This is a genomic window from Streptomyces flaveolus, assembly GCF_014648815.1.
GTDB lineage: Bacteria > Actinomycetota > Actinomycetes > Streptomycetales > Streptomycetaceae > Streptomyces > Streptomyces flaveolus.
In genome coordinates this window covers 64,112-89,586 of sequence record NZ_BMRV01000009.1, presented here as the reverse complement: position 1 = coordinate 89,586, position 25,475 = coordinate 64,112, and the positions used below count along the sequence as shown (strand labels likewise).

General features: G+C 72.2%; 19 protein-coding genes. 5 read left to right on the top strand and 14 right to left on the bottom strand.

What is annotated here, in order from left to right; translation table 11 throughout:
- Positions 1-135 precede the first annotated feature (135 nt).
- The 3 genes from IEZ05_RS21500 to IEZ05_RS21490 all read right to left on the bottom strand — a co-directional run bounded on the left by IEZ05_RS21500 (position 136) and on the right by IEZ05_RS21490 (position 4,997).
- Positions 136-2,403, bottom strand: coding sequence for an ATP-binding cassette domain-containing protein (locus IEZ05_RS21500; protein WP_189231822.1), 2,268 nt, complete (start codon positions 2,401-2,403; stop codon positions 136-138).
- A 122-nt stretch (positions 2,404-2,525) separates the two neighbouring features.
- Positions 2,526-3,284, bottom strand: coding sequence for an NUDIX hydrolase (locus IEZ05_RS21495; RefSeq protein ID WP_189231821.1), 759 nt, complete (start codon positions 3,282-3,284; stop codon positions 2,526-2,528).
- A gap of 195 nt (positions 3,285-3,479) precedes the next feature.
- Positions 3,480-4,997 (bottom strand): DUF4192 domain-containing protein, encoded by a 1,518-nt coding sequence (locus IEZ05_RS21490; protein WP_189231820.1) that lies wholly within the window; start codon positions 4,995-4,997, stop codon positions 3,480-3,482.
- Between the two features lie 164 nt (positions 4,998-5,161).
- Between IEZ05_RS21490 and IEZ05_RS21485 the strand changes: the two genes are divergently transcribed.
- Together IEZ05_RS21485 and IEZ05_RS21480 are read left to right on the top strand one after the other, a co-directional pair.
- Positions 5,162-7,327, top strand: coding sequence for a RecQ family ATP-dependent DNA helicase (locus IEZ05_RS21485; RefSeq protein ID WP_189231819.1), 2,166 nt, complete (start codon positions 5,162-5,164; stop codon positions 7,325-7,327).
- Positions 7,328-7,610: 283 nt separating this feature from the next.
- A complete protein-coding gene (locus tag IEZ05_RS21480; protein ID WP_189231818.1) occupies positions 7,611-8,225 on the top strand; it encodes a hypothetical protein in 615 nt (204 codons plus the stop codon).
- 398 nt (positions 8,226-8,623) lie between these two features.
- On the opposite strand, the gene IEZ05_RS21475 is transcribed toward IEZ05_RS21480, so the two are convergent.
- From IEZ05_RS21475 to IEZ05_RS21465, 3 genes are all read right to left on the bottom strand, one after another.
- The gene (locus tag IEZ05_RS21475; protein ID WP_189231817.1) at positions 8,624-9,256 is read right to left on the bottom strand and encodes a hypothetical protein; all 633 of its coding nucleotides are present in this window, start codon (positions 9,254-9,256) and stop codon (positions 8,624-8,626) included.
- Between the two features lie 68 nt (positions 9,257-9,324).
- On the bottom strand, positions 9,325-10,026 hold the full coding sequence (locus IEZ05_RS21470; RefSeq protein WP_189231816.1) for a ribonuclease HII: 702 nt from the start codon (positions 10,024-10,026) through the stop codon (positions 9,325-9,327).
- 81 nt (positions 10,027-10,107) lie between these two features.
- The gene (locus IEZ05_RS21465) at positions 10,108-10,725 is read right to left on the bottom strand and encodes a TetR/AcrR family transcriptional regulator (protein WP_189231815.1); all 618 of its coding nucleotides are present in this window, start codon (positions 10,723-10,725) and stop codon (positions 10,108-10,110) included.
- 184 nt (positions 10,726-10,909) lie between these two features.
- Here IEZ05_RS21465 and IEZ05_RS21460 point away from each other — a divergent pair, with 184 nt between their 5' ends.
- Complete coding sequence (locus IEZ05_RS21460; RefSeq protein ID WP_189231814.1) at positions 10,910-12,457, top strand: MFS transporter; 1,548 nt, start codon at positions 10,910-10,912, stop codon at positions 12,455-12,457.
- A 104-nt stretch (positions 12,458-12,561) separates the two neighbouring features.
- Here IEZ05_RS21460 and IEZ05_RS21455 read toward each other — a convergent pair whose 3' ends face one another.
- The 3 genes from IEZ05_RS21455 to IEZ05_RS21445 form a co-directional block, all read right to left on the bottom strand.
- A complete protein-coding gene (locus tag IEZ05_RS21455; RefSeq protein ID WP_189231813.1) occupies positions 12,562-13,482 on the bottom strand; it encodes an ADP-ribosylglycohydrolase family protein in 921 nt (306 codons plus the stop codon).
- Positions 13,483-13,494: 12 nt separating this feature from the next.
- Positions 13,495-14,154, bottom strand: a complete 660-nt coding sequence (locus IEZ05_RS21450; protein WP_189231812.1) for a histidine phosphatase family protein — start codon at positions 14,152-14,154, stop codon at positions 13,495-13,497.
- Between the two features lie 62 nt (positions 14,155-14,216).
- Positions 14,217-14,822 (bottom strand): YdbC family protein, encoded by a 606-nt coding sequence (locus tag IEZ05_RS21445; RefSeq protein ID WP_189231811.1) that lies wholly within the window; start codon positions 14,820-14,822, stop codon positions 14,217-14,219.
- Between the two features lie 156 nt (positions 14,823-14,978).
- Between IEZ05_RS21445 and IEZ05_RS21440 the strand changes: the two genes are divergently transcribed.
- On the top strand, positions 14,979-15,512 hold the full coding sequence (locus IEZ05_RS21440) for a TerD family protein (RefSeq protein ID WP_189231810.1): 534 nt from the start codon (positions 14,979-14,981) through the stop codon (positions 15,510-15,512).
- 66 nt (positions 15,513-15,578) lie between these two features.
- Here the strand turns inward: IEZ05_RS21440 and IEZ05_RS21435 are convergent, their stop codons facing one another.
- Positions 15,579-18,473, bottom strand: coding sequence for a vitamin B12-dependent ribonucleotide reductase (locus IEZ05_RS21435; protein ID WP_189231809.1), 2,895 nt, complete (start codon positions 18,471-18,473; stop codon positions 15,579-15,581).
- Between the two features lie 167 nt (positions 18,474-18,640).
- Positions 18,641-19,192, bottom strand: a complete 552-nt coding sequence (gene nrdR / locus IEZ05_RS21430) for a transcriptional regulator NrdR (RefSeq protein ID WP_189231808.1) — start codon at positions 19,190-19,192, stop codon at positions 18,641-18,643.
- Positions 19,193-19,757: 565 nt separating this feature from the next.
- Here nrdR and lexA point away from each other — a divergent pair.
- The gene (gene lexA / locus IEZ05_RS21425; RefSeq protein WP_189231807.1) at positions 19,758-20,537 is read left to right on the top strand and encodes a transcriptional repressor LexA; all 780 of its coding nucleotides are present in this window, start codon (positions 19,758-19,760) and stop codon (positions 20,535-20,537) included.
- A gap of 100 nt (positions 20,538-20,637) precedes the next feature.
- Here the strand turns inward: lexA and IEZ05_RS21420 are convergent, their stop codons facing one another.
- The 3 genes from IEZ05_RS21420 to IEZ05_RS21410 form a co-directional block, all read right to left on the bottom strand.
- Positions 20,638-22,614: an ATP-dependent DNA helicase gene (locus IEZ05_RS21420; RefSeq protein WP_189231806.1), complete on the bottom strand. Its 1,977-nt coding sequence runs from the start codon at positions 22,612-22,614 to the stop codon at positions 20,638-20,640.
- A 128-nt stretch (positions 22,615-22,742) separates the two neighbouring features.
- Positions 22,743-23,498, bottom strand: coding sequence for a GNAT family N-acetyltransferase (locus IEZ05_RS21415; protein WP_189231805.1), 756 nt, complete (start codon positions 23,496-23,498; stop codon positions 22,743-22,745).
- A gap of 47 nt (positions 23,499-23,545) precedes the next feature.
- Positions 23,546-25,435, bottom strand: coding sequence for an IucA/IucC family protein (locus IEZ05_RS21410; protein ID WP_189231804.1), 1,890 nt, complete (start codon positions 25,433-25,435; stop codon positions 23,546-23,548).
- Positions 25,436-25,475: the final 40 nt, after the last annotated feature.

The following is a 25,475-nucleotide window of genomic DNA, read 5'->3' as shown; positions in this document are numbered from 1 at the left end:
TCCCTTGAGGTCTTTGGTGAAAAGCACACGAAAGGGTGATCGCTCACCTCGTCGCAATTGACGCCTTATCGGAAAGAAATGGGCTTTCCCCGGGGAGTTGCGCACACGGTCGAACCGGAAGGGTACGGGCGGCTGTCATCGGGTCCTGCCGCGCAGGGTCATGAGCAGATATGCGCAGAGCAGAGCGGTCAGCGACAACGTCATTGCACTGCCCACGGGTTGGGCGAGCACCCGCAGGACCTCGCCCAGGTAACGCTGTCCGCCGAAGGGCCACTGCGTCAGGAGCACCTCCCGCAGCCTCATCGGAAGGCCGACTGCAGTCCGCACGGACGGGCCCTGCCAGACCCTTTGTACGAGAGGTACGACGACGACGGGAACGGCGACCACCGCGGCGAGCCCGGCCGTCGTGGAGCGGAAGATCCCCGCGGCCAGCACACCGGCCCAGGCGCATCCGACGCAGAGCCCGAGCCAACCTGCGCTCAGTGCGGGCCAGTCGGCGGGAACCCGCGACAGCTCCTGCCCGAAGAACAGGTGGAGCACCTCGGCGTCGCAGCCCACCGTGAGAGCGGCCAGCAGGATCGCGGTGACCGCGGAGACGACGAGTTTGGCGGTCAGCAGCCCCAGCCGGCGGGGCACGGTGCCGCGGTCCGCCGCCAGGGCGGGGTGGCGGAACTCGTCGCCGAAGGCCAGCGCGCCGAGCAGTCCCGCTCCGAGCGCGGCGGGCGGCAGCGGCAGCTCGCGCGGCCAGGCGGCCAGCAGGCGCGGCTGCGGGGTGTGTCCGATACGGGCCAGGATCACGGCGGTGACGGCGGACACGAGCAGGACGCTCGCCCCGGCGATGAACCCGGTGCCGATGCCGGTCGCGCGGCGCAGTTCGTACCTGAGCGGGCGGAGGGGGCTCGGGGCGGAGCGGATGGAGATGGGGGGCGGGAGGGGGGACAGGGCTCGGCCGGAAGCCGCTGCGGCGGGGTTGAGCCCGGCGCGCGGTGTCGCTCGGGGGGCGGAAGCGGTGCCTGCGGACGCGGGGTGGGAGTCGTCCGCCGCCGGGGTGGCCTCCTCGGCGTCCGGTTCCGCCTCACCTTCGGTGCGGGGTGCGCTGCCCGACACAGGCGCTTCGGGGGCTGCCTGGGCGGCTCGAACGCCCGGGGACGGGGCTTCGTCCGAGGCCGGCTGCCCGGGCTCGTCGGCAGTGACGGGGGCGGGTCTGGGTCCCGCAGTCCGCTGAGCGCCGGCCGGGCTGGGAATCCGGCAGGGGCCGACCGTCCCCGGCACCTCGGTCGGCACATGTCGCAGGTCGGCGGGCGAGGGACCGGCGTCCGGGGCCGAGGGCACAGCGCCGGTGGCTGACGGACCTGTGGCGGAGGCCGCGCCGGTGACCGACGGATCGGTGCCGGTGACCGAAGGGCCCGAGCCGGTGGTGGAAGGGCCCGCGTCGGCCGGCTGGCGGGGGGCCGAGGACGGATTGCCCTCGGTGGCCCGATGCCGGCGGACGGGACGTAGCCGCCCCGCGGCCGCCGTACCCGCTCCCGGCCCCATGTCCCCGATCTCGTCGGCGAGTTGGTGTACGAGGATGCCGTGCCGGAAGGCGGTCTCGCCGATGTCGGCACACGTACTGCCGTACACGGCGAGGCGATTGCCGCTCTCCTGCACGACCTCGACGGAACGGCGGCTCGTGCGCGCCTCCTTGACCAGGAGGGCGGCGAGACGGGCCGCGTGGGGGCTGCGCACCGCGACGCGGGGGCGCAGGCGGGTCCGGGAGAAGTCCGCGGCCTCCTGGTCGGCGACGACTCGGCCCTGCTCCAGCGTGACGACGTGGTCGGCGACGCGCGCCGCTTCCTTGGGGTCGGCCGTGCTGAACAGGACGGTGCCGCCCTGCGCCGCGTGAGCGCGCAGGGCGCCGTGCAGCCATCGGGCCTCGCGAACGGAGAGCGCGCCGGCCGGATCGTCGAGCACCAGGGTGTGCGGATCGGCCAGCAGCGCGCAGGCCAGGCCGAGGCGCCGGTCCATACCGCGCGCCAGGGTGCCGAGGCGCTCGTCGCGCAGGCTCACGAGGCCCACCGACTCCAGGACTTCGTCGCCACGCCGGGCGGGGACACCGACTGCCGCGCACAGCATCCGCAGATGGCCGCGGACGGTGCGGTCCGGGTGCCCGGGCACATCACCCAGCAGCACGCCGACTTCGCGCGAGGGGTGGGCGATGCGGTGCAGGGGCCGGCCTCTGAAGTGCGTGATGCCACGGCCGCGTTGGAGTTCGAGCATGAGTCTGAGCGCCGTCGTCTTGCCCGCGCCCGGGGCTCCGAGCAGTGCGGTGACGCGGCCCGCGCGTGCCTCGAAGGAGACGTCGTCGACGGCGGGTGGATGCTCCTTGCGGGGGTTGCTGGTCAATCCGAAGGCCTGGATCACTCGCAGCAAGATAGCGCGCAATACTCTTCTTTTCGGGCATCATGCGGCTTTTCGGGTGTAAACGGCTCGGTCATGCCGACTGTCGCTCGCCGTTCGCGCCGGGGCCCGTCCGAGCCCCGGCGTCACACCTCGGGGCGCAGCATCGGGGGGTTGAGGAGCGTCGCACCGCCGGCTCGGAAGAGCTGGGCCGGACGGCCGCCCTGGCGGGTGGTCGTACCGCCGGTGGGCACGAGGAAGCCCGGGGTGCCCGTCACCTTGCGGTGGAAGTTGCGCGGGTCGAGGGCCACGCTCCACACCGCCTCGTAGACGCGGCGCAACTCGCCGACGGTGAACTCGGGCGGGCAGAACGCGGTGGCCAGCGACGAGTACTCGATCTTGGAGCGGGCCCGTTCCACCCCGTCCGCCAGGATCTGGGCGTGGTCGAAGGCGAGCGGCGCCACCGGCTCGCCTTCATGGCCGAACCCTCCCTGCTCGAGCAGTTCCTCGACCGGGGCCCAGCGCGCGTTGCTGGCGTCGCCGCCCGCCCGGGGCGCGGGCAGATCGGGGGCGAGCGCGAGATGCGCGACGCTGACCACCCGCATCCGGGGGTCGCGCTTCGGGTCACCGTAGGTCGCGAGCTGCTCCAGGTGGGCGCCGTTGTCCTGGGCGGGCACGGCGGGGTCGTGGACGCGCAGCCCCGTCTCCTCGACCAGCTCCCGCGCCGCCGCCTGCGCCAGGTCCTCGTCGGCCCGTACGAAACCACCGGGCAGGGCCCAGCGCCCCTGGAACGGCGGCTCGCCCCGGCGCACCGCCAGCGCGCACAGGGAGTGGCGTCGCACGGTCAGCACGACCAGGTCCACGGTGACGGCAAAGGGCGGAAAGGCTGACGGGTCGTAGGGCATGCGGCGATCATAGTCGTCTGCCTGACGATAAACACTCCCTCCATCGGCCGCTTCGGTGGCTGATCCACTGCGGTGCGGCGTCCGCGGCCACCGTCCGGGGCCCGGCACCATGCGGGCCACGTCGTGCCAGGTCAAGCCGTCGGTCGCCGGCCATCGGCGACCCGACGGTGCCGCCCGCCCGTTCGGTCTCGCCGCCTACTCCCCTCCCGTTCCAGGCTCCCCCGGACCCGTGGCCCCCTGACCCGAGACCCGAGGGCGCGTACGGCTCGGCCGGGTCCCGCCGGGGCGTGCGCCGCCCGCCGGATTCCGGGGACGCACCACCTTCGCCCCCGGCTCGCCGCTCCGCGCCCTCACGCGGCGACGGGCGGTCCCGTCGACCACGGTGCCCGAACGTGTCCGGCGCCGATGGGCGGGATGCGTCGCCGACGCCGTCGGGTCTTCGGCCGTCGCGCGGCGTACCGGTCCGTCGGCACCCTCTGCCTCGTCCGGCGCGCTGTCGTCCGACTCGGCTCGCCTGCTCCCGGCGCGCTCGGCGCGCAGGCAGCGGCGGACCGACTCGGGGTCGAGGCCCTCGTTGCAGGCCTGGTGCAGGAGCCTCGCGAAGAGGTAGTCCGAGTCCGCGCCCAGTGCCATGGCCAGGGCTTCTCGAGCTTCCAGTTCGTCGCCGACGGACCAGGCGACCCATCCGGCGAGGGTGAGGGGCGCGGCGGCGTGCTCGCCGTACGGCCCGACGCAGCGGCGGGCCAGTGCTCGCCACAGGCGCAGCGCGGGGCCCGCCTCGTCACCCTCCATCCACGCCGCCGCCCGGTCGCGGGTCGTACGGTCCTGGAGGCCGAGGATCAGGGCCGCGGCCTCGTCGTGTCCGAGCAGCCGGTCGTCCCGCTGGTCCTCCGCGGGCATGCCGGACACCGGAGGGGCATCGGCCAGGCGGCCCATGACGCGTTCGGCCAGGGCGAGGGTCTCCTCGGCCACGTCCGCGCGCCTGGCGTCGTCGAGAAGCCGGGAGACGATCGTCATGCCGGCGGAGTCCAGGGCCGCCTCCTGCTCGAGCGCCGCGGAGTGCTCCCACGGGAGCAGCCTGGCCCGCAGCTCGCGCAGCGAGCCACGCACCTGGATGCCGGCGTAGGTGGCCGCCGCGGCCAGCACGGACGTGCCCGGCAGTCCCATGGGGACGCCCTCGGAGGGGCAGCAGGTCTGGTCGTCGCAGCAGTACGACCAGAAGCGCCCGTCCGAGATGCACAGCGCCTCGACCACCGGTACGTCGAGGGCGCCGCACTCGACGCGCAGCTTCTGGGCCAGTGGCCGCAGGCGCTCCATCACCTGCCGGCCGGATTCGCCCCGGGAGGGCTCCTGGCAGAGGTAGGCGACCATCTGCTCGGGCCGGGCCCCGCGGCGCTCGCTGCCGGTCACCAGGCCGTGGACCAGCTGCCCGGCCGCGCCCGGCCAGTCCTCCTCGTTCGCGGGGATGCCGAGGCGGGCCCGGCCGCCGAACCGGCCCCGCCCGTCCCTGTCGCGCAGGGCGACCAGGACGATGCTGTCCTCGGGGCGGTATCCCAGCAGGTAGGGCAGGGCGTCCGCCAGTTCCGCCGGGGTGCGCAGGGTGACCTGGGGCTCGTCACCGGGGCTGTCGCAGGACTGTGCCGCCCGGTCCAGGGCGGGTCCGGTGATGTCGCCGTTCTCCGCGGATCCAGTCGTTTCGCTGTGGTTCGTCATGGCCCGACGATCTCGCGGATCATGATGTTCCGCTTTGCCCTGTGGATAACTTCAATCAGGGACACATCACTCCAGGCGGCCGGCCCTCCCGGTTCAGGCTGCCGCCTCCCCGTGCCTCGCGCCCGTCGCGCCGGCTGTCAGTCCCGTCCTGTTGTATGGAACGCATGGAGCACACGAACAACGCGGACCTCCGGACAGCGGCCGACGCGGTCCTCGCCCGTCTCGTCGGGGATCCCTCCGGCGCCGCCCGACTGCGGGAAGACCAGTGGCGGGCGATCGAGGCGCTGGTCGCGGACCGGCGCCGGGCCCTGGTCGTCCAGCGCACCGGATGGGGCAAGTCCGCGGTCTACTTCGTGGCCACGGCGCTGCTGCGGGACCGGGGCAGCGGCCCCACCGTGATCGTCTCCCCGCTGCTCGCGCTGATGCGCAACCAGGTCGAGGCCGCGGCCCGGGCCGGGATCCGTGCCCGGACCATCAACTCCTCCAACACCGAGGAGTGGGGCGCTGTCCAGGACGAGATCGCCGCGGGCGAGGTGGACGTCCTGCTGGTGAGCCCCGAGCGGCTCAACAATCCGGACTTCCGTGACCAGGTGCTGCCCAAGCTCGCCGCCGCCACCGGGCTGCTCGTGGTGGACGAAGCGCACTGCATCTCCGACTGGGGCCACGACTTCCGCCCGGACTACCGGCGGCTGCGCACGATGCTCACCGATCTCGCGCCCGGCGTGCCGGTCCTGGCGACGACGGCCACCGCCAACGCGCGCGTGACCGCCGACGTCGCGGAGCAGCTGGGCACCGGGGGCACGTCGGACGCCCTGGTGCTGCGCGGACCGCTGGACCGGGAGAGCCTCAGCCTGAACGTGCTCCAGCTGTCCGACGCCGCGCACCGGATGGCCTGGCTCGCCGACCACCTCCACGAGCTGCCGGGCTCCGGGATCATCTACACACTCACGGTGGCCGCCGCCGAAGAGGTCACCGCCTTCCTCCGGCAGCGCGGCCACACCGTCGCCTCCTACACGGGCAAGACCGAGAACGCCGACCGGCAGCAGGCCGAGGACGACCTGCTCGCCAACCGGGTCAAGGCCCTGGTCGCCACCTCGGCGCTCGGCATGGGGTTCGACAAGCCGGACCTGGGTTTCGTGGTGCACCTCGGCTCGCCGTCCTCCCCCATCGCCTACTACCAGCAGGTCGGCCGCGCCGGACGCGGTGTCGATCACGCCGAGGTGCTGCTCCTGCCGGGCAAGGAGGACGAGGCGATCTGGCAGTACTTCGCCTCGCTGGCCTTCCCGGCCGAGGACCTGGTGCGCCGCACCCTCGACGTCCTCGCCCGCGCGGAGCGCCCCCTGTCGCTGCCCGCTCTGGAGCCGCTGGTGGAACTGCGCCGCTCTCGTCTGGAGACCATGCTCAAGGTCCTCGACGTGGACGGCGCCGTGAAGCGGGTCAAGGGCGGCTGGATCGCGACCGGCCGGCCGTGGACGTACGACGCCGAACGGTACGACTGGGTCGCGCGGCAGCGCCGGGCCGAGCAGCAGGCGATGCGCGACTACGCGTCGACGACGGAGTGCCGGATGGAGTTCCTGCAGCGCCAGTTGGACGACGAGGGCGCCAAGCCCTGCGGCCACTGCGACAACTGCGCCGGCCCGCGCTTCACGGCGGACACCTCCACCGCCGCCCTGGACGCCGCGCGGGTCGACCTGGGCCGGGCCGGCGTCGAGGTGGAGCCGCGCCGCATGTGGCCGACCGGCCTCCCGGCGATCGGCGTAGAGCTGAAGGGCCGTATCCCCGCCGGGGAACAGGCGGCGCCGGGGCGGGCCTTGGGGCGCTTGTCCGACATCGGCTGGGGCAACAGGCTGCGCCCGCTGCTGGCGGCGCACGCTCCCGACGGCCCGGTGCCGGACGATGTCGCGAAGGCCGTCGTGACGGTGCTGGCCGACTGGGCGAAGGGGCCGGGTGGCTGGGCGTCCGGCGCCGCCGACGCCCCGCCGCGCCCGGTCGGCGTGGTGACGGTCGCCTCGCGCTCGCGCCCGCAGCTGATCCATTCGCTCGGTGCGCGCATCGCGGAGGTGGGCCGGCTGCCGCTGCTCGGCTCGGTCGAGTACACGGGAGAAGCGCCGGCGGTGTCCCGCAGCAACAGCGCACAGCGGCTCAAGGCGCTCGACGGCATGCTCGCGGTGCCCCCCGCCCTGGCCGCCTCGCTCAGCGGGCAGGAGGGTCCGGTTCTCCTCGTGGACGACTACACGGAGACCGGCTGGACCCTCGCGGTCGCCGCCCGGCTGCTCCGTCGCGCGGGCGCCCAGGGGGTGTTGCCACTGGTCCTGGCCGTGCAGGGCTGACCGCCCGCCGCCGCGGGCACGGCCGGGCCGGGTCATTCGGCGTCGCTCGGGGCGCCGCGCCCCATGCGTCGCCCGACACCTCTCTGGGTAGGGATATAGAACGCGCATCATCCGATAACGGTCGACGGCCTCAATTGCTCGTTGCCGCATCCCAGTTCGACAGGAAGAATTGAAGTCCGCTCCCCGCACGGCTCGTCCGTGTCCCGGCAGGGCTTCACTGCGGTGCGCGCTCCCCCGAATCCGACCCCGCCCGCAGTGTGGGCGCGTAGCCGAAGGGAGGAACGTGACCTTCGGATTCGCCTCGTCCTCGGCGGCATCTTTGTCGCCGTCCACCGCCTCCGCCACCCGCCTGCTCGAACCCGCGGAGTGGGCGTCGGCCGGAATCCCGCTGCTGCGCAATCCGCGGGAGGTCGTCAGCGGACTGCACTCGCGGCACCGTCCCCAGCCGGCGACCGCGATCGTGGCCGTGCTCGATCCGGACGAACGGCTGCGCGCGAGCGCCTCGTTCACCAGCCGCCGCGCCCAGGCGGACGGATGGATGTTCCGCAACGCGCTGCTGGCCCAGCTCCGCCGGGTCATTCCGCACGATCTGCGGCGCCGCACTCCGGTGCGCACCGCTGTACTGCTCTACTGCCGTGAGGGCGACGCGCGCTGGACGGAGGAGGACGGCGCGTGGATGTGGGGGCTGCGTGACGCCTGCACGTTGCACGGGCTGCGCTGCGGGGCGTACATCACGCTGACCCGTGACGGGTGGCAGGTCCTCGGCGAGGGCCGCGGCGGCCGCCGGCCCAACGCGGAGTCGGCGCCGGAGCCGTTCGCCACGTCGGAGTCACCGCCTCCGCCGCCGCGTACCGGCGGTGTCGCCTCGGACGTACTGCGCCGGGCGGCGGCCCGCTGAACGACGGGACGGCCCGGTGCGCCGGTTCCGTGCATCCCCGGAGCCGTGCGGGACACTGGGCGCCGCCCGCTCCCTGCCTGACACGACCACTACGCCTGAGACCGCCACAGGGCCGGATCGCCGTACGGCGGCCACGACCCGTACATCGCGACGCCCGTCCGTACGCCCGGCACCGCCCGCCCACACCGTCCTGCGCGGCGCACCGACCGGCCGCACTGCGGCGGGACTTGGCCCGCGCACCGCGGGCGGGCAGCGGTGCGCCCGGCCGACGTCAGCCGCCGGGACACGCCGATGCCACCACCGTGCGGGTACCGCCACCGTGCATGTGCCGACGCGGCGGTCACCGGCGTCGTGCCCGGCCTCCATGGCCGAGGCCCGGCGCCCGTGACGCGAACGGCTCAGGCGCTCGCGCCCAGCACCGAGTTGATCCGCTGCGGGTCACCGCAGACGATCAGCAGGGCGCCCGCGCGCGAGTGGGCCGCCGACAGGGCGGTGACGGCTGCGGACTCGGGGCCGCCGTTGAGCGCGACGACGACCACGGGACGCGCCGAGGCGCGGTCGGCGACGGCGGCGTCCGCGTAGAAGACGTCGTCGCCCGCGTCGTGCTGCGCCCAGTAGGCGGCATCGCCGAAGGACAGTTCGTGGGCGGCCCACGGGTGCGGGTCGCCGGTGGTGACCACCAGCACGTCACCGGGGGTGCGGCCCGAGTCCAGCAGCAGGTCCACGGCTTCCTCGGCCGCGTCGAGCGCGCCCTCGGGAGAAGCCGGGATCAGCTGGATCTGCGGGCCCGCCGGGGTGGCGGCGGGAGCGGCCGGACCCGAGGGTCCGGGCTTGGCCGGAGCCGCGTCGCGCGGAGTGCGCTGCGCCGGAGGCGTCGGCCGCAGAGGGCCGGGACGACCGGGGCGCGGCGGAGCCGCGGGACGGGGGCCGGGTACGGGGCGGGGGGTCGGCGCGGTGCGGCCGCTGGCCGGAGTGGCGCGGGGACCCTGGGCCTTCTCGTGAATCTGAGGCTCCTCGGGAATGAGAGGCATGAGCTGATTTTTATCAAACATTGGTGCGGCTCGCGTCGGCGGGTGGCGCATGCCTGCGAGCGGAATCGTCAGAAGTCGAAGCCGAGCTGGCCCTCGATCTCCGGAACGCTTCCGTCCACCCAGTTGCGGACCTTCTTGAGGTGCCGCCACCGGGGCAGCGCATCAAGATACGCCCACGACAACCGGTGGTACGGGGTGGGACCCCGCTCCGCCAGTGCGGCCTTGTGCACGGGCGACGGATACCCGGCGTTGTCCGCAAAACCGAAGTCTGCATGGTCGATACCCAGTTCGGCCATCATTTTGTCGCGCTGGACCTTGGCGAGCACCGAAGCCGCCGCGACCGCCACGCACGACTGGTCACCCTTGATCACCGTACGGACCCGCCAGGGCGCCCCGAGATAGTCGTGCTTGCCGTCGAGGATGACGGCGTCGGGCCGGACCGGCAGGGCCTCCAGGGCACGCACCGCGGCCAGTCGCAGCGCCGCGGTCATCCCCAGTGCGTCGATCTCCTCCGGGGAGGCGTGCCCCAGGGCGTAGGAGGTCACCCAGCCCCGCAGCTCCGCGGCTAGCTCGGTCCGCCGCTTGACGGTGAGCAGCTTGGAGTCGGTGAGGCCCGCCGGGGGCCGACGCAGTCCGGTGATCGCCGCGCAGACGGTGACCGGACCGGCCCACGCACCGCGCCCCACCTCGTCGACACCGGCGATGATCTTGGCTCCGGTCGTGGCGCGGAGAGAGCGCTCGACGGTGTGAGTAGGTGGTTCGTACGGCATGGCGCCCTTAGCCTACGCCGCCCCGGACCCCCGGTGACACCCCGGTTCCCCGAACGGCGCCGGACCCCTCGGAGCCGGGGATCAGGCGCCCTCGGGCCGCAGCAGCGGGACCATCAGCCGGTCGATCATCTCCTCGACCTCCCGATCCGTCCATTCACTTCCGCAAACCTTCGCTCGATACATCATCATCGCCGGTACGGCGTCGAAGACGTAGCCGTTGGCCGCCTCCTCGCGCACCTCTCCGCGCTCGATTCCCCGAGTGATGACCTCTTGGAGCATCTTGATGGTCGGCTCGATGACCCCTTCGAAGATCACCGCGTGGAAGCGCTCCGCCTGCATCGTGTCGCATTCGTGAAGGACTGCTCGCAGGGCGAACCCGGGACGCGAGAACATCGCGTCGCGCGCTCGCCGGCACAGCGCGAGAAGATCGTCGCGCACGCTCCCGAGGTCGGGCACGTTGTCATAGCTCGGCAGCCCGGACCGCAGGGCGTCCGCAACGAGGTCCTCCTTGGACGGCCAGCGGCGGTAGACCGCAGCCTTGCCCGTCTGGGCACCGGCGGCCACACCCTCCATCGTCAGGCCGTTCCAGCCGACGGTGCCGAGCTGTTCCAGCGCGGCGTCCAGGATCGCGCGTTCGAGGACCGCGCCGCGCCGGCGGGAGGGCGTCTGGGCGGAGGCGGCCCAGTGCGAAGCAACCATTCGAGGGTCTCCAGGAAGCAAGAAGCGGTTTTCGGGGGACGGAGACGCGGCGCGCGCCCACAACGGGGGACAGGGACACGCGACAACGACATGAGTGAACGCTTGCGTTCACTGTCGGGGAGTCACTACCGTTGACGCAACAGTGAACGCGACCGTTCACTAAGTCATTCGTGGGGGACACATAGTGACGACCTCTTCCTTGATCAAAGACCAGAAGCCGGGAGCCGCCCGCCGGGAAGGTCATCCCGGCATCGCGCTGACGGTCATCGCGGCCTGCCAACTCATGGTGGTACTCGACGCGACGATTGTGAACATCGCGCTCCCGCACATTCAAGAGGCACTCGCATTCAGCACCACCGACCTCACGTGGGTCGTCAGTGCCTACACGCTCACCTTCGGCGGTCTGCTGCTGCTCGGCGGCCGGGCCGGGGACATCCTCGGCCGGCGCCGGGTCTTCATGACCGGCATCCTGCTGTTCACCTTCGCCTCCCTGCTCGGCGGCTTCGCCCAGGAGCCCTGGCAGTTGCTGGCGGCGCGCGTCCTGCAGGGTGTGGGGGGCGCGATCGCGTCGCCCACGTCGCTGGCGCTCATCACGACCACCTTTCCGGAAGGACCGGAGCGGAACCGGGCCTTCGGCGTCTTCGCGGCGGTCTCCGCGGGCGGCGGCGCCATCGGCCTGCTGGCGGGCGGCATGCTCACCGAGTGGCTCGACTGGCGCTGGGTGCTCTTCGTCAACGTGCCGATCGGCATCCTGATCGCCGTGCTGACCCCGCTCTACATCAGCGAGTCCGAGCGGCACTCCGGACGCTTCGACATCGCCGGGGCGGTGACCTCGACGGCAGGCATGGCGTCCCTCGTCTACGGCTTCATCCGCGCCGCGGACGAGGGCTGGCGGGACACCCTCACCATCGGGTCCTTCGCGGCGGCGGCGGTGCTGCTGCTGGCCTTCATACTCATCGAGTCGCGGGCCAAGGAACCGATCACCCCCCTGAAGATGTTCGCCGACCGCAACCGCTCCGGCACCTACGTGATCATGCTGTGCCTGGCCGCGGCGATGTTCGGCATGTTCTTCTACATCGTGCTGTTCGTCCAGAACGTCCTGGGCTACACCCCGATCCAGGCCGGTCTCGCCTTCCTGCCGGTCACGGTCGTGATCGCGATCGGTGCGGGTCTGTCGCAGCGCTTCCTGCCCGTGTTCGGCCCCAAGCCGTTCATGCTCGTGGGCTCGGCGCTCGCGGCGCTCGGACTGGGCTGGCAGGCCCTGATCAGCTCCGACAGCTCCTACGTGGGCGGCGTGCTCGGCCCGATGCTGATCTTCGGCTTCGGCATGGGCCTGAACTTCGTGACGCTGACGCTCACCGCGGTCTCCGGAGTCGCCCAGCACGAGGCCGGCGCGGCGTCCGGGCTGCTCAACGCGATGCAGCAGGTGGGCGGATCGATCGGTCTGGCCATCCTGACGACCGTGTTCGGCACGGCCAGCAGGGACGAGGCGGCCAAGGTGGTGCCGGACTTCCTCGCCAACAGCTCGCCGGAGCAGAAGGCGGAGTTCGCCAGGACCCACCAACTGCCCGCTCCCTGGGCGCACGAGGTGCTGGCCGAGGGCATCTCGGCGGCCTTCATCCCCGCCGCCGCGATGGCGGTACTCGCCCTGGGCACGGCGTGGCTGGTGATCCGGGTCCGCAAGAGCGACCTGGAGGCCCTGTCCGGCACGGCCGGGCCCGGGATGGGCTGACCGGCGCGGCTGGGCCGGCCGCGGCCCGCAAGCCCCTACGGACGGGCGTCAGGCATCACCTTCCGGCCACTGCATCGCCGATCGGCGGGGCAGTGGCCGACGAGTCATCCGGCCGACGTGTCCGCGCCGGCCGTCCAGCTCGGCAGCGCCTCGGTCCGGCTCACCCAGTCGGCCGGCGGCGCGCCCGCCCGGCCGGAGGCGGCGACCACCCCGCCCACGATCGCGCAGGTCGTGTCCATGTCCCCGCCGACCTGGGCGGTCGTCCAGAAGGCGTGCTCGTAGTCGCCGAGGGCCCGCGCGGCGGACCACAGCGCGAAGGGGACCGTGTCGTGGGCGGTCGTGCGCCTGCCGCAGCCCAGTACGGCCGCGACGGTGGCCGCGTCGCCGTAGTCGAGCATGTCCCGGGCGCGGCGCAGCCCGGCGCCGACGGCACTCTTCGGCACCAGGGCGATCACCCCGTCGAGGAGCGCGTGCGGCCCGGGCGGACCGCCGGCCGACGCGGCCAGCGCGGCGGCGGCGGCGACCGCCATGGCGCCGACCACCGCCTCGCGGTGCTGATGCGTGGGGTAGGCCGAGATCTCGGCCTGGTGCGTCGCCTGCTCCGGGTCGTCCGCGTACCAGGCGCCCAGGGGCGCGATGCGCATCGCGGCACCGTTGCCCCAGGAGCCCTGGCCGTTGAAGAGGGCGGCGGCGAGCTCGCGCCAGTCCCCGCCCTCCCGGACCAGCCGCAGCAGCCGGTTGACCGCCGGGCCGTAGCCGCGGTCGAAGTCGTGGTGCTCGGCGAAGGACTGTGCCAGGGCGTCCTGGTCGATGCGGCGGTGGGCGGCCAGGACGGTGACCACGGAGGCGGCCATCTCGGTGTCGTCGGTCCACTGCCAGATCCCCGGCGGCAGCTCCCGGCGCTTGAGCAGCGGGTAGTTCGCGGGCACGAAGAACTGTGAGCCCAGCGCGTCCCCCACCGACAGTCCGCGCAGGCTGGCCAGGGCCCTGTCCAGGCGCCCGTCAGGAGATGAATGAGCGGTCATCGCCCTGCCACCTTATCCCGTGATCCCGTACGGTTCCGGATCCCGCCAGCGTACGAAGGGCCGGTCCAGGGTGTACTTGCCGTCCTCGCCCAGAACGAGCATCCGGACCTCGCCGTTCCCGGGGTTCGACAGCGACTCGAACTCCGCGACGGTCCAGTGGAACCACCGCATGCAGAACAGGCGCATCGCCAGTCCGTGCGTGACCAGGAGGACGTTCGGCGGATGGTCGGGGTCCTCGAAACTGCGGAACAGGCTCTCCAGGAAGCCGCCGACCCGGTCGTAGACGTCGGCGCCGGACTCGCCCTGCGCGAAACGGTAGAAGAAGTGGCCGTAGGCGTCGCGGTAGGCCTTCTGCAGACGTACGTCGTCGCGGTCCTGCCAGTTCCCCCAGTCCTGCTCGCGCAGCCGGGGCTCCTCCCGTATGCGTATGAGCTCGGGGTCGAGGTGGAAGGCGCGCAGCGTCTCGTGCGTGCGGCGGTACGGGGAGACGTACACGCTGACGCGCTCGCGGCCGAACATCTCGCGCAGCCCCTTGCCCGTCTCCTCGGCCTCCGCCCAGCCCTGCTCGGTCAGGGCGAGCGCGTGGTCGGGTTCGCGCTCGTACACGGTGTCATCGACGTTGCCCGTCGACTCGCCGTGCCGGACAAGAACGATGCGCCGTGGTCGTGCCATGCCAGAACCCTAGATCGTGAAACGCGGAACCGAGGACTCCTACCTGCCCCGTACGGCGTAGGTCACACGGTCCAGGAAGGTTCGAGCTGCACGATGTCCCCCGTGAGGGCCGCGACGTCGGCCTCCGTCTGGGCGCGCAGGGCCAGCCGCTCCACCCTCTCGGCGCGGTACTTGCCGTGCTCGGCGGCCGACCGCCACATCGACAGCACCAGGTACTCGTTGCCGGGCGCCTCGCCGAACAGCCCGCGGATCATGCCGGGCGAGCCGGCCATCGCGGGGTTCCAGACCTTCTCCTGCATCAGCACGTAGTGCTCGGCCCGGTCCTCGTGGGCACGGCACAGTGCCACGCGCAGCAGGTCGGCGTCCGTGAAACGGGGTTCGAACCCGGTCTTCACGTCGAAGCGGTGGTCGAAGAGCCTGACCTGGGCGTCCTTGAAGGTGCCCACCTGGGCCGAGGCGAGCCGGTCGTGCGAGCGCGCCATGAAGGAGTCGTAGAAGGCCCTGCTCTCCCAGAAGGCGAACACGTGGGCCACGTCCGGCCGTCCCCGGCTCCAGCCACCCCCCTGCCCCCGAAAACCCGGCTCCCCCGGAAGCCCCGCCCACTTCCGCTGCCCGCGCTCGAAGCCGCGGCGGTCGACCACGGTGCAGCGAATCCACTTGACCAGCACCGCGCCATGGTAAGGCCAGGGAACGTGGCATCGGTCACTCTCCGGCGGACCGCTCTTCCGCTGTCGCCCTCGGGCACATGGCAGGATGGGCAACCGGCCGACACCGTTCGGCAGTTGGGGTGGCGGGGCAAGCAGGACCGGGGAAGGGGAAAGTCTGTGAACGGCCTCAGCAAGGGGATCCGCAAGGTCGAGGTCGCGCTGCGTTGGGACCCGAGTCCGGCGGGACAGCCACCCGCCGACCTGGACGTCGTCGCGGGAACGTACCCGGCGGGCGATCCGTACGGCGATCCCTCGTACGTGGTGCACTTCGACAGCCGCTCCCCCGACGGCACGATCTATCTGAACCGGGACAGCAAGGACGGCAAGGGCTTCGGCTACGACGAGGTCATGACGCTGGAGCTGGAGCGGCTCGACGCCCGGTACGCGCGCGTGGTCGTCGGAGTCGTGATCCAGCAGCGCGACGGGCGCCGGACCTTCGGCGGCGTGACCAATCCGGGACTGCGCATCCGGGAGGGCTACACCGTGCTGGCCGAGGACGGCTTCGGCGGTGTTCCGGCCGCGACGGCGGCGACGGTCGCGGAGTTCGTCCGGGACGAGACGGGGGCGTGGGAGTTCCGCGCCGGTGTCCACGGCTTCGAGGGCGACCCGGCGACGTTCACCGGCACCATGGGCGCGGCCCGCAGGCCCTGATCCCGGGGGCATGAGTGAGGGGCGCCGGCCATGGGCCGGCGCCCCTCACTCATGGGGTCCTACCGATCAGCTGCAGCCGCTGGTCGAGCCGCAGCCCTCGCAGATGTAGCAGGAACCGGCCCGCTGCATCTTCGTGCCGCAGGAGAAGCACAGCGGGGCGTCGGCCTGGATGCCCAGCTGCATCTCCACCAGCTCGGCGCTGGTGTGCGCCTGCTTGGGAGCGGGCTTGGCCACCTCGACCTCGGCCTTCGGCGTGGCGACGGCCTTCAGCTCCTGGGCGCGCGGCGCCGACTGGGCGAGGCCCTCGACGTCGACCTCGTCGTCGGACGGCTCGTACGAACCCGTCTCCAGGTGCCGCTGGCGCTCCTCGGCGGAGTGGATGCCGAGGGCGGAGCGGGTCTCGAAGGGCAGGAAGTCCAGCGCCAGGCGGCGGAAGATGTAGTCGACGATCGACTGCGCCATCCGCACGTCCGGGTCGTCCGTCATACCGGCCGGCTCGAAGCGCATGTTGGTGAACTTCGAGACGTACGTCTCCAGCGGCACGCCGTACTGGAGGCCGACGGACACCGCGATGGAGAAGGCGTCCATCATGCCCGCGAGAGTCGAGCCCTGCTTGGACATCTTCAGGAAGACCTCGCCGAGACCGTCGTCCGGGTAGGAGTTGGCGGTCATGTAGCCCTCGGCGCCACCGACCGTGAAGGACGTGGTGATGCCGGGACGGCCCTTCGGGAGGCGCTTGCGGACCGGGCGGTACTCGACCACCTTCTCGACCGCGGCGCGGATCGTCTCCTCGGCCTTCTCGGTGACCTCGGCCTTCTCCTTCTCCTTGGTCTTCGCGGAGAGCGGCTGGCCGACCTTGCAGTTGTCCCGGTAGATCGCGAGCGCCTTGACGCCGAGCTTCCAGGCCTCGTAGTAGATCTCCTCGACCTCCTCGACGGTCGCCGTCTCCGGCATGTTGACCGTCTTGGAGATGGCGCCGGAGATCCACGGCTGGATCGCGGCCATCATGCGGACGTGGCCCATCGGGGAGATGGCACGCTCGCCCATGGCGCAGTCGAACACCTCGTAGTGCTCGGGCTTGAGACCCGGGGCGTCGATCACGTTGCCGTTCTCGGCGATGTGGGCGACGATCGCCTCGATCTGCTCCTCCTGGTAACCCAGGCGGCGCAGGGCCTGCGGCACGGTGCCGTTGACGATCTGCATCGAGCCGCCGCCGACCAGCTTCTTGAACTTGACCAGGGCGAGGTCGGGCTCGACACCGGTGGTGTCACAGGACATGGCCAGACCGATGGTGCCGGTCGGGGCGAGCACGGACGCCTGCGAGTTACGGAAACCGTTCTTCTCGCCGAGGCGCAGCACGTCCTGCCAGGCCTCGGTGGCGGCGGCCCACACCGGGGTGTCCAGGTCGTCCATGCGCACGGCGGTGCCGTTGGCGTCGGAGTGCTGCTTCATGACGCGCTGGTGGGCGTCCGCGTTGCGGGCGTAACCGTCGTACGGGCCGACGACCGCGGCGAGCTCGGCGGAGCGGCGGTAGGCCGTGCCCGTCATCAGGGAGGTGATGGCGCCGGCGAGGGCGCGGCCGCCGTCGGAGTCGTAGGCGTGGCCGGTGGCCATCAGCAGGGCGCCGAGGTTGGCGTAGCCGATGCCGAGCTGGCGGAAGGCGCGGGTGTTCTCGCCGATCTTCTGGGTCGGGAAGTCCGCGAAGCAGATCGAGATGTCCATCGCGGTGATGACCAGCTCGACGACCTTCTGGAAGCGCTCGGTCTCGAAGGACTGGTTGCCCAGGCCGTCGTCCTTGAGGAACTTCATCAGGTTCAGCGAGGCCAGGTTGCAGGACGTGTTGTCCAGGTGCATGTACTCGCTGCAGGGGTTCGAGCCGTTGATCCGGCCGGACTCCGGGCAGGTGTGCCAGTGGTTGATCGTGTCGTCGTACTGGATGCCCGGGTCGGCGCAGGCCCAGGCCGCCTCGGCCATCTTGCGGAAGAGGGACTTGGCCTCGATCTCCTCGATGACCTCGCCGGTCATCCGGGCCCGCAGGCCGAACTTGCCGCCCTGCTCGACCGCCTTCATGAACTCGTCGTTCACGCGGACCGAGTTGTTGGCGTTCTGGTACTGGACGGACGTGATGTCGTCGCCGCCCAGGTCCATGTCGAAGCCCGCGTCGCGCAGGGCGCGGATCTTCTCCTCTTCCTTGACCTTGGTCTCGATGAAGTTCTCCACGTCGGGGTGGTCGACGTCGAGGATGACCATCTTGGCGGCGCGGCGGGTGGCACCACCGGACTTGATGGTGCCGGCGGAGGCGTCGGCGCCGCGCATGAAGGAGACCGGGCCGGAGGCGTTGCCGCCGGAGGAGAGCAGCTCCTTGGAGGAGCGGATCCGGGAGAGGTTCAGGCCGGCACCGGAGCCGCCCTTGAAGATCATGCCCTCTTCCTTGTACCAGTCGAGGATCGACTCCATGGAGTCGTCGACGGACAGGATGAAGCAGGCGGAGACCTGCTGCGGCTGGGGCGTGCCGACGTTGAACCAGACCGGGCTGTTGAAGCTGAAGATCTGGTGCAGGAGGGCGTAGGCCAGCTCGTGCTCGAAGATCTCGGCGTCGGCGGGCGAGGCGAAGTACTTGTGGTCCTCACCGGCCTTCCGGTACGTCTTCACGATGCGGTCGATCAGCTGCTTGAGGCCGGTCTCGCGCTGCGGGGTGCCGACGGCACCGCGGAAGTACTTGCTGGTGACGATGTTGACCGCGTTCACCGACCAGAAGTCGGGGAACTCGACGCCGCGCTGCTCGAAGTTGACCGAGCCGTCGCGCCAGTTGGTCATGACGACGTCACGACGCTCCCAGGTCACCTCGTCGTAGGGGTGGACCCCGGGAGTGGTGTGGACGCGCTCGACACGGAGTCCCTTGCCCGCCTTGGTGCCCTTGGCGCGGGAGCTCCGTGCCGGACCGCTCGCCGTCTCTGTCATGCCGCCTCCCTGTACGGGCGAAAACGCCCTGAAGTGCCGCGATTGTTCCCGTGGCACGGTGTTCTGTCTGGTGTTGCGGGCACCTCTGGCTCCGCCCGCAACAGGTCTTTTCTCACTCGCCGCCGACCGGCCGGGCCCGGACCGTGGGTCCGGATCCGGCCCGCCGGTCAGTCGGCGGCGCCTGCGGGCTCGGGGACGTGTGCCGTCCCCGTGGACCCGCGGTCGTCTTCCTGGCTCCCCGCGCCGGCCTCGTCGCCGTCATCGCCGGGATGCCCCGTCGCCTCCCTCAGCTCCGCGATCGCGGCCTCGAAGTCCTCGAGCGAGTCGAACGCCCGGTAGACCGAGGCGAACCGCAGATAGGCGACGAGGTCGAGCTCCTGCAACGGGCCGAGTATGGCCAGCCCCACGTCGTGGGTGGTCAGCTCGGCGCTTCCGGTGGCCCGCACCGCCTCCTCGACCCGCTGGCCGAGCTGGGCGAGCGCGTCCTCGGTGACGGGCCGGCCCTGGCAGGCCTTGCGCACACCGTTGATGATCTTGATGCGGCTGAACGGCTCGGTGACCCCGGACCGCTTCACCACCATGAGCGAGCACGTCTCCACGGTCGTGAAACGACGGGAGCAGTCGGGGCACTGGCGGCGCCTGCGGATCGACGTGCCGTCGTCGGTCGTACGACTGTCGACGACGCGGCTGTCGGGGTGCCTGCAGAAGGGGCAGTGCATGAACTCCCAACCCTCCTCACAGCAGACTCGAATAGCCTCACGAGGCCCTTCAGGCCCCTCGAAGCAGCCCCCAGCATAGGCGATCCCGGAGGGCTCGAAGACCCGGGGGAACACAACTTGTGGGCCGCTTGCGCAATCCAACCACTAGATGTGGGACTTGGCCCCAGAATTCACGCACTGCACGCGTGTCGCGCCCGTGCGTACAAGGAGCCGCATGCCCCCGAGGTGCGGGGATACGCCCGGGCGCGCCCGTACCGCCCCGGCGCATGCGGAGATACGGTGGGCGCCGCGAGGAGGGGCCGTGGGACTACCGCACAGATGGGGCACCGGTCCCCGTCGGGCGGGATGCCTGATGGCAGACTGGGGCGACAACCTGCGAGGTCGCCACCCGGCGGTGAAGAGTACAGCAATGAGCGCTTTTGTCCGTCGGGCACCGCGATAGCCATACACCCAGATTTCTTCTCCGGGCGGTCGATTCGCGTTTTTTCACTCGAACGTGTGTTTGGCGCAACCTTTCGAAAGCTACTACCGTTGTGCTGCAGGGAGACCATCGAGAGGGGCCGACGTGACCACCACCGCCGACAGTGCCGCGATCACTGCCCAGGACCGCCCCCAGGGCCGACCTGAGCCGGTGCATGCGATGAGCGACGCCACGCTTGGCGAGGGGCCGAAGCGCTCTTTGCCGGGCCGACCTCCCGGCATCCGGGCGGACAGCTCCGGACTGACCGATCGGCAGCGCAGGGTGATCGAAGTCATCAGGGACTCCGTGCAGCGGCGTGGCTACCCGCCGTCGATGCGGGAGATCGGCCAGGCCGTCGGTCTTTCCAGCACCTCCTCCGTCGCGCACCAGCTGATGGCACTGGAGCGCAAGGGCTTCCTGCGCCGCGACCCGCACCGCCCGCGGGCCTACGAGGTGCGCGGCTCCGACCAGGCCGCCTCCGTGCAGCCCACGGACACCGCCGGCAAGCCCGCCGCGTCGTACGTCCCGCTCGTCGGACGCATCGCGGCCGGTGGCCCGATCCTCGCCGAGGAGTCCGTGGAGGACGTCTTCCCCCTGCCCCGGCAGCTGGTCGGTGACGGCGAGCTCTTCGTGCTGAAGGTCGTCGGCGACTCGATGATCGAGGCCGCCATCTGCGACGGCGACTGGGTCACGGTCCGCCGCCAGCCGGTCGCCGAGAACGGCGACATCGTGGCCGCGATGCTCGACGGCGAGGCCACCGTCAAGCGCTTCAAGCGCGAGGACGGGCACGTCTGGCTCCTCCCGCACAACTCGGCCTACGAGCCCATCCCCGGTGACGACGCGACCATCCTCGGCAAGGTGGTGGCCGTACTGCGTCGCGTCTGAGCGCCACGCCGGGCGGATCCTGCACGACAGCGACCCGCCGCCCCGACCGGGCCCCGGAACCTCTGCGCCGGTTCCGGGGCCCCGCGCTGTCCGGGCTCCCTCAGCCGCCTTCCGTCTGCCGCGCCGCCGCGTCGATGGCGGCCAGCGACTTGCGCACCTGGTTGCGGTCCGTGGTGAACCAGAAGTCGGGCAGCGACGCCTTCAGATAGCTCCCGTACCGGGCCGTGGCCAGCCGCTGGTCCAGTACGGCGACCACACCGCGGTCGCCCGACGCCCGGACGAGACGGCCGGCGCCCTGTGCCATGAGCAGCGCGGCATGCGTGGCGGCGACCGCCATGAAGCCATTGCCGCCGGCCTCCTCGACCGCCTTCTGGCGGGCGCTCATCAGCGGATCGTCGGGGCGCGGGAACGGGATCTTGTCCATGACGACCAGCTGGCAGCTGGGGCCGGGGACATCCACGCCCTGCCACAGGGACAGCGTGCCGAACAGACAGGTCTTGGGATCGGCGGCGAAATTCTTGATCAGCTCGCCGAGCGTCTCCTCGCCCTGGAGGAGGATCGGGTACTCGGGGATGCGGGAGCGCAGCTCCTCGGCGGCCAGCTGGGCCGCCCGCATCGAGGAGAACAGGCCCAGCGTGCGACCGCCGGCCGCCTGGATCAGCTCCGTCAGCTCGTCGAGCATGTCGCCGCGGTCGCCGTCCCGCGCGGGCCGCGCCAGGTGCTTGGCGACGTACAGGATGCCCTGCCTGCGGTAGTCGAAGGGCGAGCCGACGTCGACGCCCTTCCACTGGGGCACGTCGTCGCCCTCCGTGCCCTCGGGCGAGAGGCCGAGGGAGGCGCCGACGCCGTTGAAGTCGCCGCCGAGCTTCAGCGTCGCCGAGGTCAGCACGACGGAGCGGTCGGTGAACAGCTTCTCGCGCAGCAGGCCGGACACGGACATCGGGGCGACGCGCAGGGAGGCGCCGAAGCGGTCGTGCCGCTCGTACCAGACGACGTCCCACTCCGAGCCGTTCGTGATCCGCTCCGCCACGTCGTGGACGGACTCCACCGAGGCCAGCGCCTGCTTGCGGACCGCGTCCTCGTCCTGCACGGACTTGTCCCGGGTGGTGCCGATCGCGGAGATGACCGTACGGCAGGCGTCGCGCAGCGCCATCAGGGCGTAGCCGAGGTCCTCCGGGATCTCCTCCAGCCGGCCCGGCAGGGCCAGCTCCATCAGCCGCTCGAAGCCCTCCGCGGCCGTCTGGAGCTGGTCGGCGGCCTTCTCGTTGACGAGCTTCGCGGCCCGCCGCACCGCCCGGTTGACCTGGCCGGGGGTGAGCTCGCCGGTGGCCACCCCGGTGACCCGGGAGACCAGCTCGTGCGCCTCGTCGACGATGAGCACCTCGTGCTGCGGCAGCACCGGCGCGCCCTCGATGGCGTCGATCGCGAGCAGCGCGTGGTTGGTGACGACGACCTCGGAGAGCTTGGCGCGCTCCCGGGCCATCTCCGCGAAGCACTCCGCACCGTAGGCGCACTTCGAGGCGCCCAGGCATTCCCGTGAGGACACCGACACCTGCGACCAGGCCCGGTCGGAGACGCCGGGCGTGAGGTCGTCGCGGTCGCCCGTCTCCGTCTCGTCCGCCCAGTCCCGCATCCGCAGCAGGTCCTGGCCCAGCTTGCTGGTGGGGGCGGCGGCCTCGAACTGGTCGAACAGGCCCTCCTCCTCGTCCTGCGGGACGCCCTCGTGGAGTCGGTGCAGACACAGGTAGTTCGACCGGCCCTTGAGCATCGCGAACTCCGGGCGGCGGCGCAGCTGGGGGTGCAGGGCGTCGACCGTGCGCGGCAGGTCCCGCTCCACCAGCTGGCGCTGCAGGGCCAGCGTGGCGGTGGCCACGACGACGCGCTCCCCGTGCGCCAGCGCGGGCACCAGGTAGCCGAGCGACTTGCCGGTGCCGGTGCCGGCCTGGACCAGCAGATGGGAGCCGCCGTCGATCGCTTCCGCGACGGCTTCGGCCATGGCCACCTGGCCGGGACGCTCCGTGCCGCCGACGGCGGCGACGGCGGCGTGCAGGAGTTCGGGGAGTGAGGGCTTCGTCATAGCCCGACCACCCTACGGCCCGGCACTGACAAACGGGTGACGGCGGCGGGGAGCGGGGACGGAAGAGGAAGCAGGGACGGCGGGGGCAAGGGTGGGCTCCTCGGCGGGCGGGGACGGGTGGTGCGGGCCTAGGGCAGCTCTCGCGCGCACCGGTCCCGGACCATGAGGGCGGCGCGCTTGGTGGGCAGGTCGACCTCGGCGGCGAGCTGGAATCCGGCGCCCCGGAACGCCGCGACGGACGCCGTGTTGCGCACGTCGGGTTCGGCGAGGACGCGCGTGCAGCCTGGCCGCCTGTCGAGGACGAGGTCGGCCACGGCCCTGATCAGGGTGGTGCCGAGGCCCCGCCCGCGGTCGGCGCCGTCGCCGATGAGGAGGTGGACGCCCGTGTCGTGCGGCCGGACGGGACAGTACCGGGCCAGCGGGTCGAGGTCGGCCCGGTAGATCTCCCAGTAGCTCATCGGCGTCCCCTCCAGCAGGCCGAGGCACGGAACGCTGCGTCCGTCGCCGGTGAGCTGGGCCCGCACGTGGTCCTCGGTGACGCTCTGCGGGCCGGTCAGCTCCCAGAAGGCGGCGACGGCGGGGTCGTTCATCCAGCGGCTGATGAGCGCGGCGTCCTGTTCGACATGGACGGGCACCAGCTGGAACAGGCCCTCGGGGGTGGCGGTCGGGCCCCAGGCGGCGACGCGGTCGAGCAGGTCGTCGCCGGTGGGCGAGTCCGGGCAGAGGCCGGCCGGCGGTCCCTGGAAGAGGGTGACGAACTCCTCGGGCAGGTGCAGGTCCAGGGTGTCGTCCCCGTCCGTGTCCGTGTCCGTGCCGGGCTCCGGGTCGGTGCCGGGTGCGGCGGGGGCGGTGCCGGCGTCGGCGCGTGCGTCGGTGGAAGCCACGGTGTCGCTCCTTTCGGGAGGCGGGGTCGGGCGTGGTCGTCGGGTGCTCAGGGGTGCAGGGGGTTGGTGATCGTGACGTAGACGGACTGGGTGTCGACCGGGCCGACGAGTTCGTCGAGGCCGTGCAGGCGGGTCAGCAGGTTGGCCTTGCAGCGCAGTACGGGCGAGTCGAGCAGCCGGGCGGGCAGAGCACTGCGCAGCGGGGCGGGGCCCGAGGCGAGCCGGCCGAGGAAGCCGCGGAAGGCGGCGAGCAGCAGCCGTTCGTCGGCGAGGCCCTGGGAGCCGAAAGCTCCGACGAGACCGAACACGTTGTTGATGGCGAGGTAGTAGGCGAAGCGCTCGTCGGTGACCTCGTCGGAGACGAACGTGTCGCTGCGGGTGCCGATGCCGGCCAGCCGGCCGTCCAGTTCCGCGCGGCGGGACTCGCGGAAGTAGTAGCCCTGGTTGTCGCGGTAGCGGCCGCCGGCGGGCCAGCCGTCGGCGTCCAGCAGGAGGAGCGTGTTCTGCTGGTGGGCCTCCAGGGCGATGCCGGCCTCCGCGTCCAGCCACAGCACGGGGCGGACGACGTGTTCGAGGTACCGCAGGAACCACTCGGCGGCGACCGCGCCGCGCGGTCGGCCGGTCCGCCTGGCGAGACGGGTGACGATCCCGCCGAGCCGGGAGCTCGCGGCGGGGCCGATCCCGCCCGCGCCGTCGGCCGGGCGGGGCAGGCCGGGCGCGACGAGTGCGGCGACGCAGGAGACGTCGTCCGAGGGGCGGAACGGGTTGTGCCGGATGACCACGTCGAGCCCCTGCACGGGCGTGCCGTCCGGTGCGTCGACGGCGATCCAGGCCGGGTCGCGGACGATGTCGAAGTCCGGGTGCGCGGCCCGCCACCGCCGGGACAGGCCGGCGCGCAGCAGACGGTGGACCTCGACGCCGCGGTGGAGCTCCTTGCGGAGGTTCTCCCGGCGGGAGTTGGTGATGTGCAGCGCCAGGGACAGCTTGAGCATGGCGGGCGCACCGCTGCGGTGGACGGTACGCAGGGAGGATGTCGGGTGCCAGGGGTCGCCGTGGGGGCCGAGGTCACGCAGCAGTCCGGCGTCCAGCAGGGCCCGGGTCCCGGGCCGGTGCCGTACCTCGCGGAACTGCCAGGGGTGCAGGGGCAGGGCCGCGTGGCCGTCCGGCAGTGCCAGGTCCGTTCCGGCGAGGCGTGCGGTGAGCGTGGGCGCGTCGACCGGGCGCCCGCCCTCGGTCCAGGCCGAGTCGGTGGCGAGTACGGAGGGCGCGACGGCCAGCCAGTGCAGCGGGAAGGAACCCCGCACTTCGGGTGAGTACAGCAGGGCCTCGGCGTCGGTGAGCCCCTCGCGGCTCTTCGGGGTGGGGTGGAGGGGGTGCCCGAGGAGGAGGGCCTGTTCGGCGGCGAGGAAGAGGTCGGGTCCGTCGCCGGGGCGTTCCCGGCGGTCGCGGAGGAAGACGGCGGTACGGCGGGCGGAATCGGCCACGCGCGCGACGAGATCGGTGCCGTGGGTGCCCGCTCCCCCGGCCGTGTGGGTGCCCGCCGCCCCGGCCGTCTCCCGCGCGAGGAGCGCGGCGACCGTCACCGCGTCCACCGGCGGCGCGGACGCGGGGGCGCCGGCCAGGCGCGGGGGGCCGAAGCGGTGCCGGCCGGTCGGGGACCAGTAGGGGACGGGGACGACCAGGGCGGTGCCGCTGGCGGGCAGCGGAATGCGCAGGAGGCCGTCGTCGGGCGCCGGCAGGCCGGTCTCGCGGGTCCAGCAGCGCAGCAGGTTCTCCACGGCGGCGGTCTGGGCGGTGCTGTGCGGATCAGCGTCACCCGGGCCCGGGCGATCCGGCGCCGGACGCGCGGGAGCAGAGTGGTCAGGGCTCCCCAGGTCCGTGTGGCCCGGCGGCGCGGGGAGGGAGGCGGTGGGTTCGGGTGCGGGGGTGGTGTGCAACGCGGGTCCTCGGTGACGTGCTGTGTCGGGCGGCGTCGTG

What these genes read in the sequence shown, in the direction of transcription:
- IEZ05_RS21495 (WP_189231821.1), bottom strand. Translation starts at nt 3,284, where the DNA reads ATGCCCTACGACCCGTCAGCCTTTCCGCCCTTTGCCGTCACCGTGGAC.
- IEZ05_RS21490 (WP_189231820.1), bottom strand. Translation starts at nt 4,997, where the DNA reads ATGACGAACCACAGCGAAACGACTGGATCCGCGGAGAACGGCGACATC.
- IEZ05_RS21485 (WP_189231819.1), top strand. Translation starts at nt 5,162, where the DNA reads ATGGAGCACACGAACAACGCGGACCTCCGGACAGCGGCCGACGCGGTC.
- IEZ05_RS21475 (WP_189231817.1), bottom strand. Translation starts at nt 9,256, where the DNA reads ATGCCTCTCATTCCCGAGGAGCCTCAGATTCACGAGAAGGCCCAGGGT.
- IEZ05_RS21470 (WP_189231816.1), bottom strand. Translation starts at nt 10,026, where the DNA reads ATGCCGTACGAACCACCTACTCACACCGTCGAGCGCTCTCTCCGCGCC.
- IEZ05_RS21465 (WP_189231815.1), bottom strand. Translation starts at nt 10,725, where the DNA reads ATGGTTGCTTCGCACTGGGCCGCCTCCGCCCAGACGCCCTCCCGCCGG.
- IEZ05_RS21455 (WP_189231813.1), bottom strand. Translation starts at nt 13,482, where the DNA reads ATGACCGCTCATTCATCTCCTGACGGGCGCCTGGACAGGGCCCTGGCC.
- IEZ05_RS21450 (WP_189231812.1), bottom strand. Translation starts at nt 14,154, where the DNA reads ATGGCACGACCACGGCGCATCGTTCTTGTCCGGCACGGCGAGTCGACG.
- IEZ05_RS21435 (WP_189231809.1), bottom strand. Translation starts at nt 18,473, where the DNA reads ATGACAGAGACGGCGAGCGGTCCGGCACGGAGCTCCCGCGCCAAGGGC.
- nrdR (WP_189231808.1), bottom strand. Translation starts at nt 19,192, where the DNA reads ATGCACTGCCCCTTCTGCAGGCACCCCGACAGCCGCGTCGTCGACAGT.
- IEZ05_RS21420 (WP_189231806.1), bottom strand. Translation starts at nt 22,614, where the DNA reads ATGACGAAGCCCTCACTCCCCGAACTCCTGCACGCCGCCGTCGCCGCC.